General features: G+C 38.3%; 18 protein-coding genes. 4 read left to right on the forward strand and 14 right to left on the reverse strand.

Annotated elements, in window-relative coordinates; translation table 11 throughout:
* Positions 1 to 142: 142 nt before the first annotated feature.
* The 3 genes from V6R21_RS17235 to V6R21_RS17245 all read right to left on the reverse strand — a co-directional run bounded on the left by V6R21_RS17235 (position 143) and on the right by V6R21_RS17245 (position 2,814).
* Positions 143 to 679 (reverse strand): NADPH-dependent FMN reductase, encoded by a 537-nt coding sequence (locus V6R21_RS17235; RefSeq protein WP_334244876.1) that lies wholly within the window; start codon positions 677 to 679, stop codon positions 143 to 145.
* Positions 680 to 761: 82 nt separating this feature from the next.
* The gene (locus V6R21_RS17240) at positions 762 to 1,640 is read right to left on the reverse strand and encodes a pirin family protein (protein ID WP_334244877.1); all 879 of its coding nucleotides are present in this window, start codon (positions 1,638 to 1,640) and stop codon (positions 762 to 764) included.
* A 235-nt stretch (positions 1,641 to 1,875) separates the two neighbouring features.
* A complete protein-coding gene (locus tag V6R21_RS17245) occupies positions 1,876 to 2,814 on the reverse strand; it encodes a proline dehydrogenase family protein (RefSeq protein ID WP_334244878.1) in 939 nt (312 codons plus the stop codon).
* 412 nt (positions 2,815 to 3,226) lie between these two features.
* On the opposite strand from V6R21_RS17245, the gene V6R21_RS17250 reads away from it, so the two are divergent.
* The gene (locus V6R21_RS17250) at positions 3,227 to 4,144 is read left to right on the forward strand and encodes a transposase family protein (RefSeq protein WP_334244879.1); all 918 of its coding nucleotides are present in this window, start codon (positions 3,227 to 3,229) and stop codon (positions 4,142 to 4,144) included.
* 92 nt (positions 4,145 to 4,236) lie between these two features.
* Here the strand turns inward: V6R21_RS17250 and V6R21_RS17255 are convergent, their stop codons facing one another.
* From V6R21_RS17255 to V6R21_RS17275, 5 genes are all read right to left on the reverse strand, one after another.
* On the reverse strand, positions 4,237 to 4,602 hold the full coding sequence (locus V6R21_RS17255) for a hypothetical protein (protein WP_334244880.1): 366 nt from the start codon (positions 4,600 to 4,602) through the stop codon (positions 4,237 to 4,239).
* Positions 4,603 to 4,673: 71 nt separating this feature from the next.
* Positions 4,674 to 5,231 carry a hypothetical protein gene (locus V6R21_RS17260; protein WP_334244881.1) on the reverse strand — a complete coding sequence of 186 codons (558 nt, stop codon included), beginning with the start codon at positions 5,229 to 5,231 and terminating at the stop codon, positions 4,674 to 4,676.
* A 57-nt stretch (positions 5,232 to 5,288) separates the two neighbouring features.
* The gene (locus tag V6R21_RS17265; protein ID WP_334244882.1) at positions 5,289 to 5,930 is read right to left on the reverse strand and encodes an alpha/beta fold hydrolase; all 642 of its coding nucleotides are present in this window, start codon (positions 5,928 to 5,930) and stop codon (positions 5,289 to 5,291) included.
* Positions 5,931 to 6,033: 103 nt separating this feature from the next.
* A complete protein-coding gene (locus tag V6R21_RS17270; RefSeq protein WP_334244883.1) occupies positions 6,034 to 6,444 on the reverse strand; it encodes a DUF2541 domain-containing protein in 411 nt (136 codons plus the stop codon).
* 211 nt (positions 6,445 to 6,655) lie between these two features.
* Entirely contained in the window at positions 6,656 to 7,153 is a 498-nt protein-coding gene (locus V6R21_RS17275; RefSeq protein WP_334244884.1) for a DUF2004 domain-containing protein, read from the reverse strand.
* 138 nt (positions 7,154 to 7,291) lie between these two features.
* On the opposite strand from V6R21_RS17275, the gene V6R21_RS17280 reads away from it, so the two are divergent.
* Complete coding sequence (locus V6R21_RS17280; RefSeq protein ID WP_334244885.1) at positions 7,292 to 7,693, forward strand: transposase; 402 nt, start codon at positions 7,292 to 7,294, stop codon at positions 7,691 to 7,693.
* Positions 7,694 to 7,707: 14 nt separating this feature from the next.
* Entirely contained in the window at positions 7,708 to 8,598 is an 891-nt protein-coding gene (locus V6R21_RS17285) for an IS3 family transposase (protein ID WP_334244935.1), read from the forward strand.
* A 56-nt stretch (positions 8,599 to 8,654) separates the two neighbouring features.
* Here the strand turns inward: V6R21_RS17285 and dnaN are convergent, their stop codons facing one another.
* The 4 genes from dnaN to V6R21_RS17305 all read right to left on the reverse strand — a co-directional run bounded on the left by dnaN (position 8,655) and on the right by V6R21_RS17305 (position 12,787).
* A complete protein-coding gene (gene dnaN / locus V6R21_RS17290; protein WP_334244886.1) occupies positions 8,655 to 9,779 on the reverse strand; it encodes a DNA polymerase III subunit beta in 1,125 nt (374 codons plus the stop codon).
* Between the two features lie 206 nt (positions 9,780 to 9,985).
* The gene (gene trpS / locus V6R21_RS17295) at positions 9,986 to 10,957 is read right to left on the reverse strand and encodes a tryptophan--tRNA ligase (protein WP_334244887.1); all 972 of its coding nucleotides are present in this window, start codon (positions 10,955 to 10,957) and stop codon (positions 9,986 to 9,988) included.
* 326 nt (positions 10,958 to 11,283) lie between these two features.
* Complete coding sequence (locus tag V6R21_RS17300; protein WP_334244888.1) at positions 11,284 to 12,087, reverse strand: M48 family metalloprotease; 804 nt, start codon at positions 12,085 to 12,087, stop codon at positions 11,284 to 11,286.
* 46 nt (positions 12,088 to 12,133) lie between these two features.
* Positions 12,134 to 12,787 carry an alpha/beta hydrolase gene (locus tag V6R21_RS17305; RefSeq protein WP_334244889.1) on the reverse strand — a complete coding sequence of 218 codons (654 nt, stop codon included), beginning with the start codon at positions 12,785 to 12,787 and terminating at the stop codon, positions 12,134 to 12,136.
* Between the two features lie 74 nt (positions 12,788 to 12,861).
* On the opposite strand from V6R21_RS17305, the gene V6R21_RS17310 reads away from it, so the two are divergent.
* Positions 12,862 to 13,269, forward strand: coding sequence for a hypothetical protein (locus V6R21_RS17310; protein ID WP_334244890.1), 408 nt, complete (start codon positions 12,862 to 12,864; stop codon positions 13,267 to 13,269).
* 5 nt (positions 13,270 to 13,274) lie between these two features.
* Here the strand turns inward: V6R21_RS17310 and V6R21_RS17315 are convergent, their stop codons facing one another.
* Both V6R21_RS17315 and V6R21_RS17320 read right to left on the reverse strand, forming a co-directional pair.
* Complete coding sequence (locus V6R21_RS17315; protein WP_334244891.1) at positions 13,275 to 14,126, reverse strand: N-acetylmuramoyl-L-alanine amidase-like domain-containing protein; 852 nt, start codon at positions 14,124 to 14,126, stop codon at positions 13,275 to 13,277.
* Positions 14,127 to 14,321: 195 nt separating this feature from the next.
* A complete protein-coding gene (locus V6R21_RS17320; RefSeq protein WP_334244892.1) occupies positions 14,322 to 16,625 on the reverse strand; it encodes a TonB-dependent receptor in 2,304 nt (767 codons plus the stop codon).
* Between the last annotated feature and the right edge of the window lie 100 nt (positions 16,626 to 16,725).

Here is a 16,725-nt window from a genome sequence, read left to right on the forward strand (position 1 = left end):
CAACACACTTGAATTCAAATCCCCTAGTCCTATTCACAGATATCTCCATTCTTTGACATGACATTTCAGACCTGTGTATTCTGGCAATTAAAAGCCTCTCTAATGCTTATTTTTCAATAGAGAGGCTAGTCTAAATCAGGCTTTACAAAGCCTTTCTGAAAACTTCAATCTTTTGTATCAACTCTTCCTTCAAATCAGGGTCAAGGATTTCACCTTCAGAAAAGGTTTTGTAGAATGAAGGCAACGAAAAGGTTTCAATAACCTCTGCTCCACATTTAGGAAAAAAAGCTTTGGCTGCATTCATTACATTTCCTCCACCAAACCCACCAGGAGAAGTACTCATCAGTAGCATTGGCTTATTTTTAAAAATGTCGAGATCAACTCGACTGCTCCAATCAAAAATGTTTTTGAAAGCAACTGTATAAGAGCGGTTGTGTTCTGCCATAGAACAAATGATAGCATTTGCCTCTTCCATCTGTTTACGGAATAAATTAGCCTTTTCCGGAATACCATGCTGTTGCTCCCTATCCATGGAGTAGATTGGCATTTCAAAGTCATTCAGGTCCAACAAATTGATATCAAACTCTGAAAAATAACTTAATGTATATTTTACTAGCTCTCTATTAATAGATTTTGAGCTATTACTTCCAGCAAAGGCAACAATTTTTTTCTTACTCATCTCTGATATATTTTATAGGAGTCAACATTTTATAGAACGGCTATAAAGGCTCAATTGAAGACTTGACTTAAGAAACTGTAGGCTATTTATTATACTCAGGATAAGGCACAAAACCTGTTTCTCCAGGTATTTTTGGAAAACGCTGATGAATCCAATCATCCTTTGCCTTTTCTATCCGTTCTTTTCTTGATGAAACAAAGTTCCAATTAATAAACCGTTCCTCAGGGAATGGCTCACCCCCAAAAATATAGATGGTACTATTTGCTCCAATCTCAAATTCACAAAGCTTACTGTTTTTGGCAACCAGCAACTGTTTTGGTTCAAACACGTTTCCTTCACTACTGATATTACCATCCAGAATATACAAAGCACTTTCACCGAATAAATCACTACCAATATTCAGTTTTTGGGCTTCCTTGCTTTTAATTTCAAGAAAATAAAGTTTACTGTGAACTGGCACTGGCGACTTCATTCCAAAAGCTTCACCAGCAATCAATTTCATCTCTACACCATCTTGCTCCCATGCCGGAATCTCATCTGCTGAAATATGAAAAAATGTAGGATCCATTTCCTCCAATTCTTTTGGTAGTGCGACCCAGATCTGTAGCCCGTGAAGATTTTTTGTGGAGTTTCTCAAATACTCAGGTGTTCTTTCCGAATGAACCACCCCTTTACCGGCAGTCATCCAATTGACAGCTCCCGGTTTGATTTCCACTTCTGAGCCAATACTATCCCTATGCATAATGGACCCTTCAAATAGGAACGTAAGTGTAGAAAGTCCGATATGAGGATGAGGCAAGACATCCATATTATCACGCTCACTCATTTTTGCAGGCCCCATATGATCAATAAAGACAAATGGCCCAACCGCTCTTTTTTGTCTGAAAGGAAGCAACCTACCTACCATAAAGCTTCCAATATCGGCAGCTCTCTCTTCGATAATCAAGGAAATATTTGACATGAACTATAGTTTTTGGTGTATAACCTGGATATCCATCAATTTATATAAGTCTCCTCTTACATTGATGGTTTATATAGTGAACAAATGCTACTACTAAAACATAACGAGATACTCAGAATTGCTTTTTCTTTTAAACTCTTTACTTGTTTGTAGGTATGCTGAAAATCAAAAACCCCAACAATGACTGTCGGGGAAACTTTGGTATCCTACTCTGAACTTCACATTATTCGACACCCTATTGCTTTGAAATATCTTGAAGTGCTAAAAACAAGTTAAGAGGGTATTCAGCAATACGGTTACACAAGTATAAATACCACTCATAACCATATACAAAATAAAGTTTAGTGACATACCCCTCCTCTTTTAATTTTGCCAATTGTTCAGTTTGAATTCCATAGAGACTTTCAAACTCATAATAATGCCTGTCAGGATTATAATAGTCGATCAGCTTTTTAGCCTGCTGCTGTATTTCAAAATGGTGCGTCGCAATGGAACATTTGTGTCCTTCCATCAATAACTGATCGATATAATAAAGGTAAGTCTCATCCAATTCTTTTCCTCTCGGCATTGATAATCCTTCGGGCGTATGGAATGCTCCTTTCACAATCCTGATACGACCATCTTCCTTGAGCAATTCCTGAAAATCATCTTTTGTTCTGTACAGATATGCCTGAAGCGTGATGGATAAATTTGAAAAAACTGGAGAAGCTTTTTTATAAGTTTCAATGATAGTATCTGTCTGATTTACTCCCTCTGCACTTATAATAATCTCAATGTCTTGCTTTGCGGCATTACACAAAAGTTCCAAATTATGCAGACAAAGCGCGGGAGATATTGCCAATCCAATATGAGACAGGTCTAAAGAAATAGTGGCATTTAACTGCTTACCTCGGATAGTTTCAGCAATTCGAATAAATTCCTGTGTAGCATCATTGGCTTCTTTTTCGGTACTAGTATTTTCACCCATAAACTCGATGGAACACTTATAGTCATCCTGATTACTTTTCAAAACTTTGGAGACTGTCTCTTCCAAGGTTTCACCACCAATGTACCGATCTGCTGCCTTTCTCAATACCTGATACACAGGTTTATTATTGAGAATAAAATCTTTGGCATTTTCATCAAGGGCTATTTTTTTGAGGGCTTCAGAACCTACCTGCAATAAGTCATTCATGGGTTTCTTCTTTATGTGTAGAAATGAAAGGAAAAAATTCATATGAAATGGAAGAAGTATAACACCTTAGTTCTGATTTTGTTTACCCTGAGTCTTAATCTTATTTATTCCCTTCAGTATATTTTTCACATCTTCCCATCACATACTTTCATGAACATATTCCTTATTATTTCAAATAGTAAATCATACTAATCACATATAAATCATAATTCTTTAATATGAGCTATAGAATAATATCACTAGTGCTTCTCACCATTAACACATTATAGTAGATATCGGTAGAAGTCCCAAACATTGGTTCCTTCGACCCCTGCTCTGGGAACAATCAGAATTCATTAGAGATTATCACGAATAGTTTTGTAAGACAGGCAGGTTAGGGAACAAAAATAGGCGGAAAAGCACTCATATAGTTGTGAAGACTAAATTGAAGAATGCTCGCCGCCTACAAAGTTTAACGTCATTACGTAATGGGGAGTTCGATAATCTTCTTCCTTATTTTGAAAAGGCGTTCGAGGAGTACTGCTGTCAGTTTACATTAAAAGGGAAGCCCCGAAAAAAGCCTTTGCTGACATGCCCTGAATACAGCAATAGCAGCCTTCCAGACTCATCGCTCAAGCTTTATTTTATCCTATATGTACTCAAGACCAATCCCCTTCAGGAAGATATTGGTGAACACTTTCAGATGAGTCAAGGTAAAGTCAGTGAATGGATAGCAATATTACTTCCATGCCTGCAGCAGGCACTGGCGCGACTTAAATCATTGCCTGCACGTGATGAGCACACCCTTGACAATTGGCTCTCTGAACAAATAGACGCCATTTTGTTGGAAGATGCGACCGACCGTCCTGTTCCACGCTCAACGGATTATGTAGTACAGGAGGAGCATTACAGCGGAAAGCATGGGAAACATACGGTCAAGAACCTGATTATCATCAATCGCAACAGGGAAGTCGGTTTCCTTTCCCAAACCTATGAAGGAAGCGTACATGATAAAACCGTCTTTGACAACGAGGCCCTGAATTTCCATAGAGAAGGTTTTTCGATGGTACATGATTTAGGATTTCAGGGAGTGAATATTGAAAATGTACAAGTAATTATTCCCTTTAAAAAGCAAGCAGGACTTTCAATGCCTGACTATATGAAAGAAGCCAACCGGATTATCTCCAGAGCTCGTGTCAGAGTTGAGCATGTGATTGGTTGTATCAAACGCTTACGGATGGTCAAAGAGGTGATCCGATTGAAAAGAGATCAAATTAGAGATCAGATTATGCTGATAGCAACTGGATTACACAATTTCAGAAACCGATTTAGAGCAAAACTAGAAACATAGTGATTTATTCGTGATAATGTCTATTACCCTCTGGAAAAAAAGCCTTGATTTTGAATCAGGGCTTTATGAAAATAGAATCCTAAAATTATATTCTAAATCTCTATATACTTTGGAGCTTTCCAGACAATACTCTCACAACATTTCATCTTACTGTATGTCTCAAAAGACATCTGCGACCAATCTACAGCCACACCAGATAAAGAATATATATCAAATGCTTTAGAGCTAACTGGGTTGCTATACTGAAAATAAAATTCACCTTCATAAATATAACTTTTCCATGCACCAAAGTTTGCCATGCTCATCGAGTCAGATTCAATTTGTGCATTGTCGTCAATAATTCGTTCCTCAAGCCAAGTAGGAAGCTCAACCAGTACAGGGTTAACCTCATCATCCTTTTGACATGACACAGCAATCAGTATAAAAAAAAGGAAAGCAATTATTTTAATAGGTTTCATACTTAAAAATTGAAAATGGTGAAAAATAGTATTTAGATAGAAAAGTCATTATAAAATATAAATAATTCTATTTAATTCTGAGAGAAAGGTAAAAACAACCCTCTTTCATTATTATAAATATTATTCAAGCAATCGATCATTTCATTATAAACTGCTTCACTAACCTCAATACCAGACTCAAATATTTCTTCAGGCAAATTATCAGGTTTCCGATAATTTATAAATACAATATTCCCATACTGAACACCCTCATATTTCATAGTCGCAGCATATTCAATCCCCATTCTATCAAAATTAAATGTCGTAACTGCTGTATTCACAATTCCATATCCTCTGTGGTAACTAACATGATTATTATTAACAATCAATGTTTCTTCCCCGAACATATTCCATAAAAGATATTTAAACCCTAAGAATAGGATAAATCCAATTATCAATACTCCGAAGATAAAACCTACATTTATCTTACTCTCTTCATTTGGTTCAAACTGAAAAGCACCATAGAATAACACTGCTATGAAAGATAGTAGCATCATGGATATTATAATCTTCCCCAGTATTGTAGACCTGATCTCAGAAATCACATATACATTTACCCTATCAGTACTGACTACAGAAAAATTCTTCATAAGAAAATCAAATGATATTACATTTCAAACTTTAAAAAAATTACCTACTTTTTAAGATCATGACTTTATATCACTTATCCAACTATTAATAACTTCACTTACTTCTTCTGCCCGATCATAAATCATAAAATGTGTACCATCTCCAACAAGGACAGTATTTTTACAATTTGTAGGAGGCAACACTTTATCCTTCGTACCACAAATTTTCAAACAATTTTTCAATTGAACATTATTGCTCCATGTCAACAAAACTGACACTGCCCATTTGGCAAAAGTTAGGTCTGTATCATCCAGAATAGATCGCAGTAATGCTTTCTCTTCTGATCCAAAAAAGCAATATGCCAAAGGGTGAGGAATTTTAAAAAACTGTTCTGGAAAAAAGTTGATCAGGTTTGTTTTGCTAAATAACCGAAAGATCAAAGGGAGTTCACTTCTGGTTTCTACTGATGAAATTAATATGGTAAAAGAAGGATTCATTTTTTTACTGATCTCTGTAGCGATCATCCCTCCAAAACTCAAGCCTATTATCCCAAAATCTTCCTGCTGATTGATCACCTTGGAAAGTCTAGTAGCATAAGCCTCAATGGATTCATTTTTTTCTGGCTTGATCCAACTTATATGTGTTAACTGGTAATCAAGTTGAAGTTTATTGAAAACCCGATGGTCTGCACCCAAACCACTGATAGCATAAATTTTCATATCCTATAAATCATAAAAAGTTTTGTATGGAAAACTAAAAGTAATCAGTTTCCACACAAAACTCTTTAGGATGGCTGTTACGAAATGATTTTTCTGAATATGATTATCGCTTTTTGCCCCAAATTTCAACTTTAGCCCTTTTACTAATGACTACCTTCCCCATTGAATCATATTTAAATTTCACTTTCTTCAATTTGTTGTCTTTTCCTGGCAAATCAATGACCCGTGAACTTTGCCCTTTGGTAAGTACACCTACCACTGTCGGGCTACTGTCTTTACCATCATCCATTTCTATTGTGATATCCTTAATCTTTACCGTTCCCTGAATGCATTTTATTTTAATTTTGGATACGTCAGCTTCTCCACTAGAGGGTTTTACTTCATCAGTTTCTGACTGAAAATTGACAGTTTTGGTAGCAATTTTTATCCAACCATCTTCCTTATCTTGACTATAGGCTGCTCTTGTAGTTATAAAGAGAAGCAAAATGCCAATGACCAATAATTTTGTTTTCATAGGTATATGCTTGTTTTGATAGGTAATCAACTGAGAATTCAGTCGGTGAGAGGGGTTATTTATGAACAAACACATTTATATAACAAAGCATTCGTTACTGAGATCCAAAAAGACTGAATACCTATCATTAACCTAAAAAAACACAATATCTTCTTTCATAAGAAACCCTTTATCTAATGTAACAAAGGGTTTCAATTATATCTATATCGCCTCAGCTTTCCCAAGTTACCTCTACCAGCTCTCCTTTAGCATCAGTAATAACGACAAGCAGCTGATTGCAATATTCTCCATCTAATTTTATAGAATAGTCAAAGACGCCATAATTTTTACCATCAGGGTATATACCAACTCTTACTAGTTCCAATAAATCAAGTAACTGTTGCTTCTGAGACAACACAGGAAGTGTTATATCAACATACATTTCGAGTTCATCTACTAAATAATCCTCATAATACTCTTCAATATAAGCTTCAGCTTCTCCGTCCTCATAATAATCTTTCTGATAGTACTGGATATTTTGATTATGATAGATTTCTAAATTATTGATAAACGCCACAATTGTCTGTACTGAATCTGTATCTACGCTTAATGAATCAAAGTTTATATCCAATCTCACTTTTGTTCCATTAATCTCAGTTGAAGCATCATAACGATCTTGGAGTTCATCAAGGTTAACATCACCTATAAATGGGATAGTATAAGTAGCCATAAATTAATTTTAGTTTGATAGATTTTATATTGAAAAGGTAATATAAAACAAAACCCCACCAAAGCTATCGCTTTAGTGGGGCTTCTATTTGAATTCTTGTCCCGTCCTAGCATAGCGTTACACCAAAACTGTAACGTCATGGAAGAGAAGCAAGTAAATGAGGTTTATATAAAGCGAACTCAGAAGGATTATACAATGTCCTTCAAGCTTCAAGTGGTCGCTGAATTGGAAGAAGCCAAGCTCTCAGTACAGGGCGCTTGTGACAAATATGGTATTCAAGCCAAATCTACTGTTCGTGACTGGTTGCGAAAATTTGGTAACTTGGACTGGTCCAACACCCCCCCCTTAAAAATGTCGAAAACCCCTGAGCAAAGAATATTGGAGCTGGAGCAAAAAGTCAAGCTGCTGGAACGTCAGAAGCAAACCCTAGAGAAGCAGGTAGAACGAGCTGACAAGAAGATCATTCTCTTTGATATGATGCTGGAGATGGCAGAGAAAGAATATAACATCCCGGTGCGAAAAAATATATCCCCCGAGTAATCGAGGGCAGCAACATTGAACACGGTTGGAGTAAGGTTGAATGTTGTGAGTTACTCGGGGTAAACAGGCAGTTTTATTACAGATGTAAGCAGGAGCAAAAGAAGCGGGAAGCCCTAACGGTGAAGGTATTGGAGCTAGTGACGCAGGTACGCATGCGACAGCCTCGCTTGGGTGTGCGCAAACTGTACACCATCTTGGAACAGGAGTTAAGGACTCTTGATGTAGGAAGAGATCGGCTTTTCGATATCCTCAGGGCTAACCATATGCTGATAAAGCCTCGCAGAAGATATCACGTGACCACCAACTCACATCACCGTTTCCGTAAGCATAAGAACCTGACGCAACACTTGGAGGTAAAGCGCCCAGAGCAGCTTTGGGTGGCTGATATCACCTACATAGGCACAAGGCAAAACCCGATGTACCTGGCTTTGGTCACGGATGCTTATGCCAAAAAGGTTGTTGGCTATGATGTATCCAACAGCTTAAATGCCCAAGGGGCTATCCGGGCATTGAAAAGGGGACTCCAGCAACGGGAATACCCTGCAGAAACCTTGATCCATCACTCCGATAGAGGGTTACAATATTGTTGTGATGATTATCAAGAAATGCTGGACGACGCACAGGTAACCTGTAGCATGACTGAGAAGTATGATCCTTATCAAAATGCAGTAGCTGAACGCGTAAATGGCATCCTTAAGCAGGAGTTTATAAGAGGAATCCAAATCAATGATATCCAACTTATGAAGAAAATAATCAAGCAGAGTATAGACATCTACAACACGGAAAGACCCCATTTATCATGCAGGATGAAAACGCCAGAATACATGCACCTGCAAAGAGAGATAAAGATTAAGACCTATAAAAAAGAAAACCCACCAGCACTTGAGCTAGTGGGATCCATATAAAGTTGTATCATTGTAAATCTGTAGCGCTATTTCAGGACGTCACAGCTTACTGATTCTTAAGAGAAGTTGTGCAGCATAATTGGCATAACCAGCATCAGAACATCCTCGTCAGTTAGGTTCTCAGCAGGAACGATCAGACCAGCCATTCCCGGCTCTGATAGTTTCAGTGTTACCTTATCAGCGTGGATATTGTTCAGCATTTCAATCAGGAACTTGGCGTTAAAACCAATCTCGATATCTTCACCGTCATGCTCACAGAAAAGACGCTCATTTGCTTCATTTGAGAAATCAATGTCCTCAGCTGAAACTGTCAGCTCATTGCCTTGCACTTTAAAACGAACCTGGTTAGTTGATTTGTTAGCGTAAATCACAATACGCTTCAGACAGCCTAACAAGCCTTGTCTGTCCAATGTAACCAAGTTATCGTTGTTCAAAGGAATTACGTTCTCATAGTCTGGGAAACGCTCATCGATCAGACGGCAAATCAGTTTTGTACTTCCAAATGAGAAGATCGCATTCTGATCATTGAACTCCATTGTCACATCCTCTCTTTCTGATGGAAGGATGTTCTTCATCAGAGACAAAGCTTTCTTGTGGATGATGATGGCTGCATCCAAGTTTGCCTGAAGATCTTCACGACGGTAACGGATCAACCTGTGGCTATCAGATGCCACAAAGTTTGCATGCTCCTCTGTTACATTGAAGAATACACCGTTCATCGCTGGCTTCATCTCATCATTGGATGTTGCAAAAAGTGTATAACCGATTGCATCAGTCAACACATCACTAGGGATTACCAGTGAGTCTGCTCTACCCAATTGAGGGATTGAAGGGAAGTCAGCGGCATTTTCACCTGCCAGTTTGTAACGACCATTGTCAGAGTTGATCGAGATACTGTAAGTATCCAAATCAATGTTGAAAGTTACAGGCTGCTCAGGCAAGTTCTTCAATGTATCTGCCAACATTTTTGCAGGAATTGCAATACTGCCGTCAGTATCAGCTTCTACGCTAACTTCTGAGATGATAGAAGTCTGAAGGTCTGAAGCCGTGATTTTCAACACGCCATTCGTGATTTCGAAAAGGAAGTTTTCCAGAATCGGAATAGTCGGATTGGATGGAATTACCCCGCTCAACGCAGAAATCTGCTTCAGGATCGTGGAGGTAGATGCTGTGAATTTCATAAATATATTCAGCTTTTAAATTTAATCAGATCAAGTATTTCGTTCAGCAATCGCAAAGGATTTATACCTACTTTCTGCTAGACGAATAATTTTATTAAAAATAGAAATTTTTAAAGATTACAACAATAATCGCATCCAAGACTTGAGATCAAAGAATCAAGACTTCACTTCTTATTCTTTTTAACCTCTGATCTTGGTTACATCATTTATGCATAACCCAATTTCTGTCTTACTTCAACCATTTTGGCTTGCGCAATCTCTCTTGCTTTTGCCTCCCCTTTCTGAAGCAGTTCTTCTACCTCATTAGGGTTATCCATATAATGGTCAAATGACTCTCTTTCTTTCGCAAACTTTTCCAAGATCAGGTCCAGTAATGCTGTTTTTGCATGACCGTAACCGAAGTTTCCAGCCAAGTATTTCTGTCGCAACTCCTCAGTTTGTTCCGCTGTTGCAATCAGCTTATACAGTTGGAAAACGTTACAAGTATCCGGATTCTTTGGTTCTTCCAGAGGCGTACTGTCTGTAACGATACTCATAACCTGTTTCTTCAGTTGCTTTTTAGGCAAGAAGATATCAATTACGTTTCCGTAAGATTTACTCATCTTCTGTCCATCCGTACCAGGAATGGTCATCAGCTGCTCATTAATCTCCGCCTCAGGCATCACAAACGTTTCCCCATATGTTCTGTTGAAGGCATTAGTAATGTCACGCGTCATTTCAAGGTGTTGCTTCTGGTCTTTACCAACCGGAACTATATCTGCATCATACAAGATGATGTCACCAGCCATCAGTACTGGATAAGTGAACAGACCTGCATTTACATCAGAAAGTTTATCAGACTTGTCCTTGAATGAATGTGCGTTGGCAAGCATCGGGAATGGAGTCAGACAGTTCAAGTACCAGCTCAGCTCCGCCACTTCCGGAATTCTTGATTGTCTGTAGAAAACAACCTTATCCGTATCCAAACCACACGCCAGCCATGCAGCGGCAGTCGCATAAACATTTTGTTTACGAACTTCACCATCTTTGATGGTTGTCATGGAATGAAGGTCAGCAATAAACAGGAAAGACTCATTGCTCTCCTTGTTTGCCAGTTCAATTGCTGGGAAAATTGCTCCCAACAAGTTGCCCAAATGCTGTCTTCCTGAACTCTGAATGCCTGTTAAGATTCTTGCCATTTTGGTTTTTATATTAATATAATTTGGAATAAAGGCGACCAAATGTAGCCGATAAATATGGCTTTTGTATCGACCTTTTTCTTCCTGTTTATTTTTTATTCAAAAAATGGATAACGTACAAATACAGCCTGCAAAATTAACAATTTAAGGAAAAGTGTCACAAAATATTTCAATAGAATCAGACAGAATTTCCCTAACCAATTCAAATAGGCCAAATAAGCTTACCCCTAAGTATAATGGCTTGAGCATTTTAGCACCTGACAAACAAAAAAAGCAGCCCCATTGAAAGGCTGCTTCCATCTATATAAGAATTGAAAAATTCTTTATTACTGCTGTGGCAGCATACTTTTGAATGTTTGGTAGTCTATTTCTGAAGGTGACTTGTTACATCCAATCTCTGTAGCCAAGCTATTGATATCTTCAACACGGCTATCGGGAGATGGGTGTGTGCTCAAGAACTCAGGTGTTCCTGACGACTGTCCTTCATTCAACAACTTCTGAAAGAAACCTGCAGCACCATTACACTGATAAACTGATGGAGAAAGGTACTTTACCGAAAACTCGTCAGCTTCTGCTTCCTGATTACGGCTAAACTTCAAAGATACCACCCCTGCCAACACGTCAGCAATCTGACCTCTATCCTGTCCTAGCACGATATCCAGCAATACCTGAATACCCATACTTCTTTCCAACTGGTCAATAGAGTGACGTTTTTCTGCATGGGCAATTTCATGGCCTATTACTCCTGCCAAATGATCTTCAGAATCCAGGTACTTGATCAAACCTGTATAGACGTAAATATACCCCCCAGGAGTACAGAAGGCATTCAAAACATCATCCTTATTAATGATCTTAATTTGTTCATAAGCAAATTTGTCCTTGTACTTGATATCATCAGATTCAAGTACCTCAGCCAAGATACCTCTGAGGTAAGAATAAGCTTCAGGATATTCGCCTTCCTTCAGTATAGGATACTCACTTGGGTTATTGGCGATTTCTTCAGCTACCTGCTTCCCCAAATCGATATCCTTCTCAATAGAAAAAAGGTGTACTTCTCCGTTTTCATCACAAGATGAACCTACGAAAAGTGTCAGTAAGAGTGTAAAAGATAGTAGTAGTTTACGTTTCATTCCAGTAATTAATAATAGAGATATAAGATTTTAATATGCTGTATTTTTATTCTAGTTCATTCAATACAATGGCTTTCAACACTTCCCGCTTAACCTCATGGCCTCCTTCAAACCTAATTACATCAGGCTTTTTCAGTAACTGAGTTACCATTTCAACTTGAGCATCAAGGTCAATAAAACTTCCTAGGTGATCCTGATCTCCCAACACCATATAGACGGATGCCTCAGGATTGACAAACAAAAACTGTTCTTTGACAAATTCATCTGGCATTTTTCCAGCCCAAAATGTTAAAGACTTAAACGGTAACTGTCTGGATACAGCCCATCTTGTCATAGTAGCAACACCTTGTGAAAAACCGAACAAATGTAATTGTACATTATCCCAATCTACATTTGCCGCTTCAGCTTCCAAAACAGCATCCAAATATGAAAACTGATTGTCAATATCAGTTTGACGCTCTTCACGGGTCATCCAAGTAGCTCCTACCTTTTTATACTCTTTGTCTAAATAAAACCTTGATAACCCCTGAGGTGCGATAACTAGATGAGTTTCTTCGTCCAGAAAATCAAAGCGTCGCATAAAAAAACGGCTCAACTGACCGTAACCATGAAATACTACCCAAATATGACGTGTCTTTTCTGACACCTTACCTTTGGTATAGTAAGGCGCCTTAAAAGTCATTTGAATTTCCTTTTGCATATTTTATTTATATTCAAGAGAAAAATTACTGACACACAACATTTACCTTACACTTACCACTTACTATCACAGCTATGATCTTTTACCAAGACAAATATGTGACTATTCGGCGTCCGTATGGCACCAGCTCATTTTTAAGAATTGATTGGAAAGAAACCACAAGTAGTCTTTCTGATTTTCACTTTAAAAATATCATCAATATTCTGACCGATATTCTTGAGGAAAAAAAGATTCGCAAAATACTGGCTAACGGCACAAACAACTTTTATGTCATGCCCTCAGATATGCAAGACTGGCATGAAAACGATATTATTCCCCGCTACCGCTCTTTAGGAATTGCTCGCATTGCCTTCCTGATCAGCACAGAATTAATGATTCACCTGGACCATGACACTCCTCACCACTCCCAGAATAATGGCGAAATTCCTGCTGTTCGATTTTTTGCCTCAGAATATGAAGCGATCAGGTGGTTACTAGAATAAATCCACTATTGAATTCTTCCGACCATTACCCCTGTATGACGTTTATACTTCTGAAGGTAATCAGCTAAAGGCATATCTGAAACCACAACTTGTCCTACAGTAGATGCATGCATCAGGTGAATGCGATCCCCCCTCTTTACAGCGATGCCAACGTGGGTAATATCCAATCCTTTGATGGATGTTGTAATGGCAATCAGGTCTCCATTTTCAATTCCAGACTCTAGTTCTGAAAGCTTTTCTTTTGGTATAAAATACAAAGTACGCCCATTCAGTGATTCCTCTATATCCTGAATCGCCTTAAAGTTATCGTCATTGGTAGCCAAAAACGGATAACTGCTACGGTGGGTACTCATAAAATCTATTTTCTTTTCAAATGGCTCACCTCCTATTTCCTTGGTTACATTCTTAATGAATCCTTTTTCTTCATTATCTGCCAACCACTCAGAAAAGTAATGAAGCCTTGAAGGGTAACCATCCAATTTGCCATCACGGTACCTTATTTCTTCTAGGTAATGCGCATAACGATCAAAGTTATCTGTACCTTCTTTGACCATCAACGTAAAGGCTAAGACATTCTCCAAGTATGTAGTACAATCTAACCCATGCAGATTAACCACCAAAGATTCCTCTTCACCTACCTCTAAAGTTTTGGCTACATATGGCATTCCTAAAAATGTTTTTCCTACTTGAGCAGAAATTTCACCTGCATCATCTCGATTGACTTCCAGCCGAGCCAATACCTCCATTTTTTCAGTAAACGCTGCTTTATCTTCCGCTGGACAAACTAATTGTTGCGCAATTGTATATTGGAAAGCTGCACCCATACAGGCTGCTACTAGAATCAGTTTTTTTATCATATCAATATCCTTTTGATCTATGACACTTCAAGTAAGTTGTTGGTTAAATTAAAGAGCGCCTAAATCAAGTATACTTAAAATTCTGCTACACCACAGATTTCAGTGAATTCATTATTTGTAAAAATAATTTCTCCGAAAAATAATAAAACCCTCGAACAAATTAAGCTCGAGGGTTTCAATAAGGTCATATGATATTTAAAAACTCTTCAGTTTCACTCCCAGATAAAAGGTTCTAGGTTTTGCTGGTCCATATACATAATTGGAGTCACGATCAGGTCCAATATCAAAATCATTTTGATATGCATTGAAGATGTTCTGAACTCCTCCAGAAAACTCAATTATTTGCGAAATTTTCTCAAGTTCAAGTGAATAAGTCACCTTCAGGTTTGTTTCCCAAAACTCATCTGTTCTTACAAGCCTATCCTCGTCTACTCCTGGCGAACCACCATAATGTGGCACTAGCATCGGACCCGTATAAACACCACTGATATAAAAGCTCCAAGCTTTTGAAGGCATCAAGTTAAGGGTGTAAAAACCATACTGGTTTGGTGTTCGAAGATACCTTCTTGAACTTTCTGCATTTTCTGACCAAACAATTTCCCTATCATACAAGCTTTCCTGAAGCGTGAAACCCAAATTGACTTCTACCAATTGATCATAGTTGGCTCGTCCTTCCAATGTAAGTCCTTTGACCGTAGAGTTTCCGCCATTTTTCTTTTCCAGAATTATTTGGGACTGACCATCTACTGTACGTTCCAACTCTTCCAATACAAAAGCATCTCTTAGCGTCGTATAAAAGCCTGATACTGTAAAGCCATAAATATAATGTTCGGTAGGCTTATCAAAATCAGTTGAGAAAGTGTAACTGTTTGAGTGCTCAGGTTTCAAATCTGGTGAAATCTGAATTCTGTTGATTCCTCCTCCTGAAAAAGCGATATGCATATCTGCATCAAATGCTTGTGGAGCCCTAAAACCTGTCGCAAATCCTCCTCGAAGTTTGAGATTTTCAACAGGCTTATACAATAGACTTGTCCTTGGAGTAGCTACAATTCCATCCACATAGTTATGCTTGTTGAGTCTAACGCCTGCCAACCAAGTCAACTTTTCATTGATTTCCCAATCTGACTGGGTAAACACAGCCCATTGTTTGGTCACTTGGTCAATCAGGTAATTATAGGCTTCAATCTGATCAAAAATATCATCAAATTGATACTCTAAACCACTACTTAGTGTGTTCTTTCCTCCTATAAAATTATTGATGGTAATATTGTACTGTGCACCTGACTGCCATGTTGTATTCTTGGTATTGCCATATCCTTCAGGAAACTCATAGGTACCAGTATAATGACTTCTTCGGGTATGCTGCAATCCTGTATAAACCGATAAATTGCTAATATCTGAGAGTTTGGTATCCATCTCTACATTACCTGAAAGAATGTTAGTGTCTCGACTTTCAGACTGTAACCTTTTATGAGGCTCCAAGTCTAATTGGTCTCCCCCATCCCTTTGTTCCTGTATAGCATTTAAAGAGATCGCATACCGAGTCCTCGTCGTTGGTTTCAAAAAAGCATTGGTTCCAAAAGAGAAGTTCTTGATTCTAGGCAACTCTGAAAACCCATCATTGTTTTGGTCAAACTCCTGACGCTTTCTGTGTGATAAAAACACCGTCATCCCTCTGTTTCCTGTATTGTTAATCAATGAACCATTGAAATTGACCACATTATCATGCGAATCCCCTCCAATTACTGCATGGTTTACAGATAAGCCATAAGCATTTTTCTCAGGGTCTTTTGTCAGAATATTGATTGTACCCGCAATAGCACTTGAACCATACATCGCAGAGCCACCTCCTCTTACCACTTCCACTCTGTCTATCATATTGGCAGGGATTTGTTCCAGTCCATACAATCCCATCAGAGAACTGAAGATCGGTCGGCTATTTATCAGCAGCTGTGTATAGGCTCCTCCCATACCATTCATCCGAACCTGTGTATAGTTACAGGTTTGGCAATCAGTCTCTACCCTTAATCCAGACTGATAGTTCAACCCATCAGCCAAGCAAGCTGCCTGTGTTGCCTCAAAAATCTTACTGGTCAAAATATCGACAGCAACTGGTGACTGTGAACGCAGCCTATCCGTCCGAGTACCCGTTACCACAACTTCATCCATACTAAATAGGTCTTCCTGCAAGTGAATATTAACTTCACTACGCTTCTCACCTCCAACAAATACTTCTTTCAGGACAGTTCGGTAACCTATGTAACTCACTTTCAAAACCTGCTTACCTACCGTGACTCCTTTTATTTCAAATACTCCTTCAGCATTGGTTATCACGCCTTGTTGAGTACCAGCAAGCTGTACAGTTGCACCAGGCAGTGGCGTTCCTTCCGCTTGCACTTTACCATACAATATCAAGTCCTGGGCTGTCACCATGTTGGTCAGGCTCAAAAACAACAGCAAGAACCACCAGTATAATTTATTTTTTGGCTTAGTAATCATATTAGAATTCGCTATGAAACAATCTATCAATACACAAACCTAAATATATTTTTAGACTTACCTAAATTTATTTTACCTTTACGCTTAAATAAACTTTTTG

Source organism: Limibacter armeniacum (genome assembly GCF_036880985.1).
GTDB lineage: Bacteria > Bacteroidota > Bacteroidia > Cytophagales > Flammeovirgaceae > Limibacter > Limibacter armeniacum.

Coding starts and splice junctions, on each gene's coding strand:
- V6R21_RS17240 (WP_334244877.1), bottom strand. CDS start 1,640: ATGTCAAATATTTCCTTGATTATCGAAGAGAGAGCTGCCGATATTGGA.
- V6R21_RS17275 (WP_334244884.1), bottom strand. CDS start 7,153: ATGGCTACTTATACTATCCCATTTATAGGTGATGTTAACCTTGATGAA.
- V6R21_RS17245 (WP_334244878.1), bottom strand. CDS start 2,814: ATGAATGACTTATTGCAGGTAGGTTCTGAAGCCCTCAAAAAAATAGCC.
- V6R21_RS17320 (WP_334244892.1), bottom strand. CDS start 16,625: ATGATTACTAAGCCAAAAAATAAATTATACTGGTGGTTCTTGCTGTTG.
- V6R21_RS17260 (WP_334244881.1), bottom strand. CDS start 5,231: ATGAAGAATTTTTCTGTAGTCAGTACTGATAGGGTAAATGTATATGTG.
- trpS (WP_334244887.1), bottom strand. CDS start 10,957: ATGGCAAGAATCTTAACAGGCATTCAGAGTTCAGGAAGACAGCATTTG.
- V6R21_RS17255 (WP_334244880.1), bottom strand. CDS start 4,602: ATGAAACCTATTAAAATAATTGCTTTCCTTTTTTTTATACTGATTGCT.
- V6R21_RS17310 (WP_334244890.1), top strand. CDS start 12,862: ATGATCTTTTACCAAGACAAATATGTGACTATTCGGCGTCCGTATGGC.
- V6R21_RS17280 (WP_334244885.1), top strand. CDS start 7,292: ATGGAAGAGAAGCAAGTAAATGAGGTTTATATAAAGCGAACTCAGAAG.
- dnaN (WP_334244886.1), bottom strand. CDS start 9,779: ATGAAATTCACAGCATCTACCTCCACGATCCTGAAGCAGATTTCTGCG.
- V6R21_RS17270 (WP_334244883.1), bottom strand. CDS start 6,444: ATGAAAACAAAATTATTGGTCATTGGCATTTTGCTTCTCTTTATAACT.
- V6R21_RS17300 (WP_334244888.1), bottom strand. CDS start 12,087: ATGAAACGTAAACTACTACTATCTTTTACACTCTTACTGACACTTTTC.
- V6R21_RS17315 (WP_334244891.1), bottom strand. CDS start 14,126: ATGATAAAAAAACTGATTCTAGTAGCAGCCTGTATGGGTGCAGCTTTC.
- V6R21_RS17265 (WP_334244882.1), bottom strand. CDS start 5,930: ATGAAAATTTATGCTATCAGTGGTTTGGGTGCAGACCATCGGGTTTTC.
- V6R21_RS17305 (WP_334244889.1), bottom strand. CDS start 12,787: ATGCAAAAGGAAATTCAAATGACTTTTAAGGCGCCTTACTATACCAAA.
- V6R21_RS17235 (WP_334244876.1), bottom strand. CDS start 679: ATGAGTAAGAAAAAAATTGTTGCCTTTGCTGGAAGTAATAGCTCAAAA.